This is a genomic window from Nissabacter sp. SGAir0207, assembly GCF_005491205.1.
Classification (GTDB): domain Bacteria; phylum Pseudomonadota; class Gammaproteobacteria; order Enterobacterales; family Enterobacteriaceae; genus Chimaeribacter.
In genome coordinates, this window is sequence record NZ_CP028038.1 from 108526 (window position 1) to 119784 (window position 11259).

The window sequence follows — 11259 nt, forward strand, 5'->3', positions numbered from 1 at the left end:
CATGTGTTAACAGCAACACTTCATCCTGGCTGTTAATCTAATTATCTATTAATAAAACTGAGTACCAGCGGGTTAAGTTGTTGCGGACACTCTTCCGGTAGCCAGTGTCCGCAATCAGGCAAGACATGTCCTTCAACTCGTGTCGCGTAATTTTTCATCTGGTCTGCCTGAAACTGGCCCATACCACCATGTCCGCCACCACCAATCGCCATGACCGGCATAGTAAGTTTTGTTTCTGACAGCTTTTTGTTTTGTCCAATGGATGTATTCAGTGCACGGTAATATTCAAAGGAGGCGGTCAGCGTATGCGGCTTTGCATAAGACGTTGCATACATATCCAGCAGCGCTGGCGTAAAAACCGCCTTATGAGTCGCGTGCTCCATGATAAAATGGGTCAGAAAAAGTTTTTCATGCCCTTTTATCAGTGTTTCCGCCAGCTTATTTTTGGCGGCAAAAAAGCTGAAATGCCAAACCAGAGACTCGCCCTCCAGTGAGAAGGCCGGGAAATCATACATGCGCTTATCCGGGATTGGCGCTTCCATATAGACAAGTTTACTGATCCTGTCCTGATGGCTGGCGGCCATTGGGTATGTGCTCCAGATACCGATATCGTGAGCTACCAGCGTGAACTTTTCTCCCGGGCTCAAAGAGTCAGCCAGTTTATAAAAATACTGCGAAACATCTTCTCCACTGTAAGAGGTGGCAGGAGGCTGTGACAGTCCCAGACCGGGCAGATCGACTGCAACAACAGTGTGATTTTTAGCCAGCTCAGGCATCAGCTGGTGCCATTCGTACCATGACTGTCCGAATCCATGTACCAGATAAACCAAAGGACCTTTTCCGCCCTGCACATAATGCAGCTTAATGCCGTCCACCGTTTTAACTTCGCTGCTGAACCCCTGAGGGATCGGAAACTCATCGGTCGTTGCCGCTGCCTGAGACAGGCCAGAAATCATCGCTGAACTAAGCAGGGCTCCGGTCAGCATCTTTTCTAAAAACGTCATGTTTAACTCTAGTCAGAGAGATTGAAAACAGGAAGAAATGCCCTGTTTATAATTATTTTCAGTTGTTAACAGGTGTGCCGGTACGGACATCTGCACGCGGGAATCCATACTCAGCGTGTACAGCAATCGTGAGGGCGACCAGCAGCAAGACCACGAGAACCCAGGGAAAGGAGCCGGCGCCAAATTGCTTCAGAAGAACCCCGCCCGTGAGCCCGCCCAGGGCAATCGCGGTGTTCCACGTCACCACATTCATTGACAGGGCCACATCTGCCTGTTCGCCTGCAGCATTTGCCAGAGCGGTCTGCAGGAGCGTTGCAGCACCGCCAAACGTCAGCCCCCAAACGGCCACGCCGCAGAAGATAACGGCAGGGCCGGGGGTGACGAGACCAAAAGTAAGCGAGACAACTGTAAAGACTGACAGAGACAACACCACCGCCTTACGCAGGTGTGTATCAATTACCCTGCCCGTAAAGAATATTCCGCACAGGGCAGCGATACCGAATGTCAGCAGCACCACATCAGTGCTGCCCGCAAGGCCTGCAGGGGTTATAAAAGGAGCGATGTAGGTGTAGAGGATATTGTGTGCCAGCATCCAGGTCAGGACGACACCCAGTACAGATGACACTCCCGGGATACGTAGCACTGAACTGAGCGGCACCTTTTTCCCGGAAGGCTGGCCCGGATAATCCGGTACTGCCAGAAGTATCCAGACCAGAAGAATGACTGACATTACTGACATGACTATAAAAGTGAGTCGCCATCCCAGTAATGCCCCCATCCAGGTGCCGGCAGGTACGCCAAGAGACAACGCCAGGGAGTGCCCACCATGGCAATGGCCAGAGCCCGCCCGTGCAGAGAAGAAATGACCATTCTTCGTGCATATCCTGCGATCAGGCTCCAGGCCAGTCCCGCTGAGGCGCCGGCAAGAAACCGTGCAACCATCGTCACTAAAAGATGGGAGGAAAGGGCCGTGAGCGTATTGAAAAGCAAAAAACCGCAGACCGTGCTCAGGAGAACGACCCGCCGTGGCCAGGTTCTGGTGATGATGGTCAGGGGGCTCGCTGCCAGCAGAGACCCGGCCGCATAAGCTGTGACAAGCTGCCCGGCCATGGATGAAGAAATTTCGAGGCCTGCACTGATTTCAGTCAGCAAGCCAGCAGGTATTGTTTCTGTCAGGATGCAGATAAATCCTGTCATAGCCAACGCCAGCAGCGCCAGCACGGGTAATTGTTGAGCTTCAGTTTCTCGATGCCGTACTTTCATATTCCAGCCTGGTAGTAAGTTCAGAGCTTGCCTTGCCGCCACTGCGGGGCAATGACACGTACAGCACACTCTATTATGTACCGATTGATATATATTGTGGTGTCAGCTAACGCCTTGTCAAACTAATATGTATCAGTTGGTATGAATCAGTGTTTTTGAGGATGTGAGGATATCTCTGAAGAAATCTGGAGCGGGATGAAGCGGTGACGAGACTACTCGTTCTTTCTGATAAAAAGGCTATGACTCGATTTCGTTGGCTGAGCTAAACGCAGCTATTGAAGAATGCGCTAATGCTTTTCGGGCATTCAGGGCGCTTCGGTTTCTAAAAGTCCCGTTTAATGAAACGGTGAATGGGTTAATAAAAACTCATGTTCAGGAAATACGCTCGCTGTGGAATACGCAGTGGCACTCACCATCACGCTTATCAGCTTTGATCAAAACAGACGTAAACCGTCGGAAGCTTTCCGACGGTTTACGCTGAAAGTCACAGTCAACTGACTAAAAAGGGATTGCTGTCGACGATATAGACAGCATGCCGAAGTCGGTACAAAACTACCCCACATTCTCTTCTGCGTAATGTGCAATCATAATCCCTTTCGTCAGGTAGCTGCTCCTCTTTCAGGATTGTGGCCATGCCTTAACTGCCTGATTTGTCTTTTGCACAGGACTGGCGAGAATGTCTTCTGTAAGTTGAGTAAGGCGCACCGCATGATCGAAATCCGGAACCGTCGATGTTCCCCTGAGAATGTCATCACGCAGCGCAAGATAGGTGCCCGCGACGTTTATACCACCTTCGGATATCTCATTCAGGCTATATTCACCCGCACAATGAGGCTCTCCATTGTAAAGCAAGCGGAGACGTGAAGACTGCACTCCCCTGGGAGCCCCCCCTTCGAGGCGCAGCGTGCCGTTTTCTCCGATCATTTCCAGGTAAAATGGCGTCGAATGTTTGTGGCCGCCTCCCACTTCCAGATTAAAAGACACACCAGATGCCAGCAGGCCCTGCATCAGAAGATGATCGAATGTGCGCCGGGCTGAAGGTTGTCGCGGGTCGCCCATCTGAATCTCCGGATATTGCCGCGAGGGCAGCGCAGCCATAGATGCCAGAGGGCCACCCAGCGCCAGTACCAGGTCAAGGGTATGTGCTCCCTGAATTGTGACAAGGTTGGCAAAGTGAGCCGGCTCTTCCAGGTAAGCAAACTGAACAGGCACGTCCGGCCCGAAGCCTGCGGTAGTGGAATAAGTTCTTATGCTCAACAGGCGTCCAATGGCACCATCAGCCAGGAGATGCTGTGCCAGTCGAACGGCCGGGCTGCCCCGAAGTTGCAAGCCTATCGCATGCCTGATGCCTGCCTTGCGAGCGGCATTGGCAATTTCCCGGGCATCATGGATATTTACTGCTAAAGGCCATTCGGAATAAACATGCTTACCCGCAGCAATGGCGGCCAGCAAAAGCTCACGATGGTCAGGCACACGCGTGGCGACGGTTACAATGTCAATCTCAGGGTCCTGTATCAGTTCGGCACCACTGCCGTAACCTTTTGTAAGGCCAAAAGCACGTGCGGCCTCACCTGCAGTTTCCTGACGAGAGGTCGCTACCGCGATGAGTTGCATACCCTGAATCGCCTGAATGGCTGGAATGTGCGCCTCGGCTGCCCAGCCACCTGTTAAATTAACCCCGATGATCCCGACTTTGAGTTCTGCCATAAGTAACTCCTTTAACGTTGTCTTAAAAACAGCTTACTTCAACCAACTGGTTTCATTAAGATGCAGAAAATTCAAATAGCTGAAACCAGGAGTTTCAAATGATTGATCGGTTCACCAGCATGTCGGTATTCGTTAAAGTCTGTGAACTCGGCACTTTCAGCGCGGCTGGAACGGTACTGGGCCTTTCTTCTCAAATGGTGGGTAAGCATGTGAAGGCCCTTGAAGCGCGGCTGGGGGCTCAACTAATCAGGCGCTCAACGCGGCGCCAGAGCCTTACGGAAGTGGGGCAGATGTTTTACGACCAATGCCTGATCGTTCTGGCTGACTTAAAAGATGCCGAAACGGTGACAGAGAAGATGAACGCAGCACCTCAGGGACACCTGCGTATCAGCGCACCGGTAGGTTTTGGCAGTTGCTTGCTCGCGCCCGCGTTAATGCAGTTCATGGAAATCTATAACAAGATTGAAATCGAGCTGGTGATAACCGATCGCTTCGTCGACCTGTTGCATGAAGGATTCGATGCAGTGCTTCGCCTCGGGCCATTTGCCGACAGCTCGCTGGCCGTCCGTTACATCAGTCAGCATCGGCAGGTGCTGTGCGCTTCTCCCGACTACCTGGCACGCTTCGGTACTCCTGAAAAGCCAGGTGATTTAAAGGACCACGATTGCCTGAGCTATTTAAATGCGTCGGGTCTGCCCTATACACAGTGGCTGTTCAGTAAAGATGGTCAGGAAGAGGCCATTCGGGTACAAAGCCGCTTCCGGGTTAATGACGGGCGTGTGCTTGCGGAAGCCGCCGTGGCAGGGCGCGGTATTATTCTCCAGCCTGAAGCGGTGCTACGTAAATATTTGGATAGTGGAGAACTGGTGTCGCTGTTAGAGGAATATACGGCCCCCATACGCGATATGGCACTTATCTTTTCCGCGGCACATCCCCAGACACCCAAGATGCGGGCACTAATCGATTTCATCGTCGCGAGATTTCCGATAACGCTTCAGGCATAGCGAACAAGATTAGTAGACCATCTGTCGCACGTGGTGGTGTCATTTGCATAGACACCCAAATGAAATTCGCCGCAGTAGAGTAAAACCCTGTTCAAGCGTATCGCGCTGACGGGCGAACAACTTGAATCTTTGCTGCTCATTAATTGGACAAAAAGTGTAAAGCTCCGGCTGTGATAACATTTCTCAAATGAGCGATCCATCAATTCATTTAGATGCACCTTAAATCCCGATATTAATGAATCGGGGCAGTATTGATGTCCGCTTTTGGCACAAAGCTGACTGATTTTCAGCCTGATTTCTGCTGTGAGCGAAAACATGTGAGTTATATCTTTTCAATCAGCTCTTCGCCCTGATGACGTGGCATATTTACCTTCGTTGATACGGGGTGCCATTTGAATGTGCTTTCTGGTAAGGCTGCGTCATGCGCGATTTCACCTGCGCGTTCGAGTGTGGTATCACCACTGAGCCACTCCCTCACTGCTGACGCCTTCAGCACCAGCGGCCTACGGTCATGAATGTCCACCATGCCCTTGTTACTGGCTGAGGTGACAATCAGAAAACCTTCATGCCCGTGCGGATCGTTATAGGGCGCTTTGCCGATGGCGGCAAAAAACAGCGGGTCATGCGTTTTATGATAGATGAAGTAGGGCTGTTTCCTTTCTTCTTCCTTCACCCACTCAAACCATCCATCGGCAAACACCACGGCGCGGCCGTGGTTCCATAGCGGCTTAAACATACGGCTCGAAGCGGCGGTTTCTCCGCGCGCATTGATGAGCGGTGGCTTGTCCCACCATTCAGGTCCGTAACCCCAGTACACCGGATCTATTTTCAGTTCGCCGTCGCGTTCGCTCAGCAGTAGCACGTGGGTGCCGGGCGCTACGTTGTAACGGCCGATGGGTTCCGGATCATGCACGTAATCACTGTCGGCTGCGCCAAGGGCGTCAAAGTAAACGTCCCGGCTCTGATACTGCGCAAACCTTCCGCACATAGTGTCTCCCTCCCTTTTTACAGGATACCTGTTAACGCACGCTGTGCCTGGTTTTACTCATCTATCAATATTAGTCGGCCAAACCGCTGATTAAATTCTTCGTTCAAGGATTTAATTTAATATCTTACGCTGCTTTCCCGCTATCAGAGCTGGACGAAGGCAACTGAAACTTGTTTTCAGATGCCGGTCGTCAGCAGGCAAGGCGCACAGCGCCGCGTCAGAGCAATTTAATAGTTACAACAAACAATACCATTTGAACCAACTTACTTCGGCATTAGCGCTGCTCTCTAAATTTTTATTTTCCCAAAAAGAGTTAACGGCTGAACCCGGCCGCCAGATTTCGCATGCTTACCGCACTCAACAACCACTGGAGGTGCATATGAAATCTCTTCGTCTGGCAACACAACTTCTGTTATGCGGCGGTGTGCTGGGCCTGACCTTTCTCGCGTCCTCTCCGGCGTCTGCATCTGAGAAAGACGAGCTGGCATCCGCGCAGCGAATGATCGTTCAGGTTCAGGCTTCGCTGGAACGGGCGCGGGTTGCCGCAGCACAGGCTGATCCGTCGGAGCGTGGCCGCTATTTCTTCGATTACCAGCGTGCTAATGCCGATTTGAAAACCATCAGCGCCGGCATTGATCGTTATCTGGAACCAACGCGTGCCCAGCCGCGCGATTTGTCTGGCGTGGCAGGAAATTATCGCCGGGAGCGTCCCTGATGGCGATGACCGCTGCACAGGAAGCTGCCTTTAAAGCGGGTTCCGGAAACGTGGAACCCAATCTGCTGCACCTGCTCTGTCTCGGGCTGCTGATCGGCTTCCTCTTCTTCTGGGCAGCATGGGCAATCGTGGATGTCTACTCAGGCTGGACAAATCAGCGTCTGAAGGAGGGCGCGATGGGCAGAGCCGTAGTTCGCTCAGTTTTATTGTTAGTCATAAGTATCTGGATGTTTTGTAGTTAACCCTAAACCAACTCTTTTTACAGGTGAAATCATGTCTAAATTCGTATCTGCAGTAACCCGCGTGGCCGCTAAAGCTCAGACTAAAGCTAAATCAGCCTGGGCCCGTATCCTGACGGCTGGCCTGCTGAGTACTCTGGCTGCTAAGCCAGCACTTGCCGATTTGCCGACGGTTGAAGGCCCGTCGTCCAGCGGCACCGGAACTGGCCTGATGGGAACACTAAGCGGACATTTACAGGATGGTCTGGTTCTCGGTGGTCTGGTCGTGTGTGGGTTCGCATTTTTCAAAGTCGCAGAAGCCAGCCTGGTGACATTTGGCGAAGTCCGCAACGATCGCGCCACCTGGACAAAGTTCGGTTCCATCGTTGTTGTTGGTGTTGTCATGCTGGTAGCGGTTATCTGGCTGCTGGGTAAATCTGCAGAAATCATCGCATAAGGAAACATTCCTATGGCGACCATCAGATTTTTACCGGATCGCCTGAACGCTGAGCCTGTTGTATTCCGGGGGTTTAACACCCCCGAGTTAGGGCTGGCGGCACTGATAGGCGCTGTATCCGGTTTCGTGCTTTCTCTGCCCTTCGCGTTACTTTTTGGCTGGCTTGCCATTCCAACCGGCACTCTGCTTTTCCCGCTTGTATTAATTGCATTTGGCGGCAAATGGCTTGCCAGCAAAAAACGGGGAAAACCAGAAAATTATCTCTGGCAGCAATTTGAGTTAAAAAAACGCCGTATGGGATTGGGGGATTTCAGATTGATTATTGACTCGCGGGGCTGGTCCCTGCGACGCAGCAAAAACCTCGGGAGTACCAGATGAGTCGTTTTCGCCACGCGGTTAAGGGCCGCGATCAGCACATTTTTACCCTGCGGGCGGCCTGCGTAGTATTGCTGCTTTTACTGATTACCGCTATGGGCGGCTGGATGCGAGCGCCTGAAAAGCTGACCATCCACAATCCACCTGATTTGCGCAAGGGCAGCACGCGTCCGTGGTGGGAAATTCCGCCTCCGACCGTGTACGGCTTTACTTATTACATTTTCCAGCAGCTAAATGCCTGGCCGAAAAACGGTAAAGTGGACTACCCCGCTCGCATTCAGTCGCTTTCAGCTTACCTGACGCCACAATGCAAGGCATTTCTTGAAGAGGATGCAAAGGTACGCGGTGAAAAAAATGAGCTTACTGACCGCGTGCGCGTTGTTTATGAAATTCCCGGGCGTGGTTATTCAAGCGACAGCGTTAAAGTCATCGATCGCGATAACTGGGTGGTAAAACTGGACCTCGTTGCCGACGAATACTACCTCACCGAACCGGTTAAACGCGCCATGGTGCGATATCCGCTAAAAGTGGTGCGCTGGGACGGCGATTCTGAATCTAATACATTTGGCATGGCGCTGGACTGCTATGAAGGCATCCCACAGCGTCTCTCTGCTGCCCCCGAACAGTCGAAAAAAGAAAGAAAGGGGATGTTCTGATGTTGAATCCATCTTTTACCTCAGGATCACGAGCATGCCTTGTAGCGCTGTCACTGTCACTGCTGCCGGTCACAGCGATGCTTTCCGCGCCGGCGCATGCGGACGAACTGATGAAATGGGAGCGCGTGCCGCTGCAGATTCCCCTCAAAACGGGGCAGGAACGCGTGATTTTCGTTGATAAAAATGTGCGCGTGGGTTTTCCGCCGGCACTTAACGGCAAGCTTCGCGTGCAGAGCACCGGCGGCGCGGTTTATCTCAAAGCCGACAGTGATTTCCCTCAGTCACGCCTGCAGTTGCAGGACATGGAAAGCGGTGAGGTTATTCTGCTGGACGTCCGTACGACGGCCACAGCGTCAGCCGAGCCGGTTAAAATCGTTTACAGCGGTGACGTCAGCACCCTCAGCAGTGCAGCCGCCGGCACCGGCGAGAAAGCCGCCACTGACGGCAACAGCACGCAGGCGAAGCGTAAAAAAGTGAGCTATAAGGCTCCTATTCCGGTACTGCTTACGCGTTACGCAGCTCAGAATCTGTATGCACCGGTGCGCACCGTTGAAGCCGTGCCGGGCATTCATCCCGTTAATCCGCACCTGCCAACACGCATTACGACATTATATCCTTCGGCTCCCGTGACTGTGTCACCGGTAGCCGGCTGGGGAGTGGACGGTCGTACCGTGATCGCGCTGAGGATCCGCAACAGCTCATCACAGAAGGTTGTGCTCGATCCGCGTGAACTGCAGGGCCAGTTTGTCACGGCCACCTTTCAGCACCGCTGGCTGGGTGCCGCCGGCACGCCGGAAGATACCACCACGCTGTACCTGGTTACCGCCGGTCGTCCTGATGACGCTTTTATACGTGAGCCATCCATCGCGCATAAGGCTGCTACCCGCCCAGCCCAGAAGGTGATCCGCTATGAAAATTAAGTCAAACGGACTGGTTAAAGTGCTGGTTCCGGCCATTCTGGTCGGTGGCGGATTTATTGCGGTAAAAAGTTATAACAGCAAGCCGCAGGAGCCCGCCGCGCAGGCAGCACACGCACAGACAGACGACGCGCTTAAAAACCTGTCTCCGCAGGAGCTTAAGGCGCTCGGCATCGAGGGCGATACGCCGCAGGACACGCTGAAAACGATCGTGGGCTCGCTTAATGCCGTGCGTCAGCAGCAGGATTCTCTCAACAGGCAGAATGCACAGCTACTGGACGAAAATAAAAAGCTGCGCGAGCGCAATACCAACGTTTCCGGCCAGGTCAATGAAGCGGTTCAGGGCGTGGAGAAAAGCTATCACGAGCGTGAAAACCAGATGCGCCAGCAGCAGAACGTCCTGACGTCAAAAATCAACGAACTGACGAATAAGCTGCAGAATGCCGGTAAAGGTATTGCAGATAAGGCAAAAAATACTGACAGCGATATCCCGCTGGGTCTGGGTCTCGACGGCATGGGTGCCGGTGGTGGCAATGCCCCTGCCTCCGGCAGTGATGGCCTGATGTGGATCACGCCCCAGGACAGCCCCTCCGCGTCCTCAGCGCAGAAAAATGGCGCGTCGGGCAGCAGCGCCGGTGGTTCACAGTTCCCGACGTCGTTTCTCAGTGAAAATGCACTGACGAAGCAAAAAGGCAGCTATGAACAGCAGGTAAAGGGTTCAACCGCTGAAAAAGGCTCGGAAGAGGATGCCGAACCGGTGTATACGCTTCCGGAGAACTCCACGCTGATTGGCAGCCGCGCCATGACGGCACTGCTCGGTCGCGTGCCGATCAACGGCACCGTAACCGACCCTTATCCCTTTAAGGTACTTATCGGAAAAGACAACCTGACGGCCAACGGCATTGAGCTGCCGGACGTTGAGGGTGCGATCGTCTCCGGCACCGCCTCCGGCGACTGGACCCTGTCCTGCGTGCGTGGTCAGGTCAACAGCGTCACCTTTGTGTTTACCGACGGCACCGTGCGTACTCTGCCGAAGCCGGACCGCAGCGGTAAGGGCGGCAATAACAGCAACCAGAGCGGCGGTAAAGAGACCGGCACCAGTGGCGGTATCGGCTGGATTTCTGATGAAAACGGGATCCCATGCATCTCCGGCACGCGCAAGTCTAATGCCTCAAGCTATCTGCCAACGATCGGACTGCTGGGTGCAGCCGGCGCGGCGGGAGACGCTATCGGCCAGAACCAGACGACAAGCCAGACCAACGCGTACGGCGGCGTGACCTCCGCGCTTACCGGCGACGCCGGACAGGCCGTTCTGGGCAAGGCGATTTCAGGCAGTTCTGACGAAATCACCGAGTGGGTCAAACAGCGTTACGGGCAGACTTTTGACGCTATCTACGTACAGCCGGGGGCAAAACTTGCCGTACACATTACTCGCGAGCTGGCGATCGACTATGAAGACAAGGGCCGCCGGGTGCGTTACGACTTTACCGTGCCTGGCGAAGACGGCAGCACCGGCGGACTGGACTGAGGAGAATAACCATGGGTATTACTGTAAAATTCGGGGTTTTCATGATTATTGCAGCCAGCACGCTTGCCGGCTGCTCCACAAACAAAGATGAAATGCTGCCGCCGGGCAACAGCAACATGCTGGAGCTGTGGAAAGGCACCGACGGTGAATCAGGCGTCTCGCGAGGCAGTGAAGCCCGCAGCACGCTGCGCCGTGGCCTTTCTGACAGCGAGCAACAGGCCGCACTTCGCGACGATCGCAGCTATAGCCGCACGCAGGAGTCCGAAATCAGCCAGCAGTTCCCGCGCCTGCCTAATCCTGACATGGTGATGTACGTGTTCCCTCATCTCGCACACGGAAACACCCCCGTGCCAGCTTACAGCACCGTTTTCCCCTTCTATGACCAGACGCAGTACGCCATGCCTGGCGAACGTACGGAGGCACTGTA

The 11259-nt window shown here is 53.6% G+C and carries 12 protein-coding genes and 1 pseudogene; 9 read left to right on the forward strand and 4 right to left on the reverse strand.

Going from position 1 to position 11259, the window contains the following annotated elements:
- Window positions 1-41: 41 nt before the first annotated feature.
- From C1N62_RS21435 to C1N62_RS21445, 3 genes and pseudogenes are all read right to left on the reverse strand, one after another.
- Window positions 42-1004: an alpha/beta fold hydrolase gene (locus tag C1N62_RS21435; protein WP_370465623.1), complete on the reverse strand. Its 963-nt coding sequence runs from the start codon at window positions 1002-1004 to the stop codon at window positions 42-44.
- A gap of 58 nt (window positions 1005-1062) precedes the next feature.
- A pseudogene (locus tag C1N62_RS21440) lies at window positions 1063-2267 on the reverse strand (MFS transporter).
- A gap of 618 nt (window positions 2268-2885) precedes the next feature.
- A complete protein-coding gene (locus C1N62_RS21445; protein ID WP_137765770.1) occupies window positions 2886-3974 on the reverse strand; it encodes a Gfo/Idh/MocA family protein in 1089 nt (362 codons plus the stop codon).
- A 98-nt stretch (window positions 3975-4072) separates the two neighbouring features.
- Here C1N62_RS21445 and C1N62_RS21450 point away from each other — a divergent pair, with 98 nt between their 5' ends.
- A complete protein-coding gene (locus C1N62_RS21450) occupies window positions 4073-4978 on the forward strand; it encodes a LysR family transcriptional regulator (RefSeq protein WP_137765771.1) in 906 nt (301 codons plus the stop codon).
- Window positions 4979-5300: 322 nt separating this feature from the next.
- On the opposite strand, the gene C1N62_RS21455 is transcribed toward C1N62_RS21450, so the two are convergent.
- Window positions 5301-5966 carry an SOS response-associated peptidase family protein gene (locus C1N62_RS21455; protein WP_137765772.1) on the reverse strand — a complete coding sequence of 222 codons (666 nt, stop codon included), beginning with the start codon at window positions 5964-5966 and terminating at the stop codon, window positions 5301-5303.
- A 379-nt stretch (window positions 5967-6345) separates the two neighbouring features.
- On the opposite strand from C1N62_RS21455, the gene C1N62_RS21460 reads away from it, so the two are divergent.
- The 8 genes from C1N62_RS21460 to C1N62_RS21495 form a co-directional block, all read left to right on the forward strand.
- A complete protein-coding gene (locus tag C1N62_RS21460; RefSeq protein ID WP_137765783.1) occupies window positions 6346-6681 on the forward strand; it encodes an RAQPRD family integrative conjugative element protein in 336 nt (111 codons plus the stop codon).
- Complete coding sequence (locus tag C1N62_RS21465) at window positions 6681-6923, forward strand: TIGR03758 family integrating conjugative element protein (RefSeq protein ID WP_137765773.1); 243 nt, start codon at window positions 6681-6683, stop codon at window positions 6921-6923. The genes C1N62_RS21460 and C1N62_RS21465 overlap by 1 nt, the downstream gene beginning before the upstream one ends.
- Before the next feature lie 31 nt (window positions 6924-6954).
- A complete protein-coding gene (locus tag C1N62_RS21470; protein WP_137765774.1) occupies window positions 6955-7356 on the forward strand; it encodes a TIGR03745 family integrating conjugative element membrane protein in 402 nt (133 codons plus the stop codon).
- Between the two features lie 12 nt (window positions 7357-7368).
- Window positions 7369-7734: a TIGR03750 family conjugal transfer protein gene (locus tag C1N62_RS21475; protein WP_137765775.1), complete on the forward strand. Its 366-nt coding sequence runs from the start codon at window positions 7369-7371 to the stop codon at window positions 7732-7734.
- Window positions 7731-8387: a PFL_4703 family integrating conjugative element protein gene (locus C1N62_RS21480; protein ID WP_137765776.1), complete on the forward strand. Its 657-nt coding sequence runs from the start codon at window positions 7731-7733 to the stop codon at window positions 8385-8387. Before C1N62_RS21475 ends, C1N62_RS21480 begins: the two co-directional genes overlap by 4 nt.
- Window positions 8387-9307 (forward strand): TIGR03749 family integrating conjugative element protein, encoded by a 921-nt coding sequence (locus C1N62_RS21485; RefSeq protein WP_137765777.1) that lies wholly within the window; start codon window positions 8387-8389, stop codon window positions 9305-9307. The genes C1N62_RS21480 and C1N62_RS21485 overlap by 1 nt, the downstream gene beginning before the upstream one ends.
- The gene (locus C1N62_RS21490; protein ID WP_137765778.1) at window positions 9297-10832 is read left to right on the forward strand and encodes a TIGR03752 family integrating conjugative element protein; all 1536 of its coding nucleotides are present in this window, start codon (window positions 9297-9299) and stop codon (window positions 10830-10832) included. Before C1N62_RS21485 ends, C1N62_RS21490 begins: the two co-directional genes overlap by 11 nt.
- Window positions 10833-10843: 11 nt before the next feature.
- Window positions 10844-11259, forward strand: a 416-nt coding sequence (locus C1N62_RS21495) for a TIGR03751 family conjugal transfer lipoprotein (protein ID WP_137765784.1), incomplete at its 3' end; no start/stop codon positions are given.

Coding starts and splice junctions, on each gene's coding strand:
- C1N62_RS21480 (WP_137765776.1), top strand. CDS start 7,731: ATGAGTCGTTTTCGCCACGCGGTTAAGGGCCGCGATCAGCACATTTTT.
- C1N62_RS21475 (WP_137765775.1), top strand. CDS start 7,369: ATGGCGACCATCAGATTTTTACCGGATCGCCTGAACGCTGAGCCTGTT.
- C1N62_RS21485 (WP_137765777.1), top strand. CDS start 8,387: ATGTTGAATCCATCTTTTACCTCAGGATCACGAGCATGCCTTGTAGCG.
- C1N62_RS21435 (WP_370465623.1), bottom strand. CDS start 1,004: ATGACGTTTTTAGAAAAGATGCTGACCGGAGCCCTGCTTAGTTCAGCG.
- C1N62_RS21465 (WP_137765773.1), top strand. CDS start 6,681: ATGGCGATGACCGCTGCACAGGAAGCTGCCTTTAAAGCGGGTTCCGGA.
- C1N62_RS21470 (WP_137765774.1), top strand. CDS start 6,955: ATGTCTAAATTCGTATCTGCAGTAACCCGCGTGGCCGCTAAAGCTCAG.
- C1N62_RS21445 (WP_137765770.1), bottom strand. CDS start 3,974: ATGGCAGAACTCAAAGTCGGGATCATCGGGGTTAATTTAACAGGTGGC.
- C1N62_RS21490 (WP_137765778.1), top strand. CDS start 9,297: ATGAAAATTAAGTCAAACGGACTGGTTAAAGTGCTGGTTCCGGCCATT.
- C1N62_RS21455 (WP_137765772.1), bottom strand. CDS start 5,966: ATGTGCGGAAGGTTTGCGCAGTATCAGAGCCGGGACGTTTACTTTGAC.
- C1N62_RS21460 (WP_137765783.1), top strand. CDS start 6,346: ATGAAATCTCTTCGTCTGGCAACACAACTTCTGTTATGCGGCGGTGTG.
- C1N62_RS21450 (WP_137765771.1), top strand. CDS start 4,073: ATGATTGATCGGTTCACCAGCATGTCGGTATTCGTTAAAGTCTGTGAA.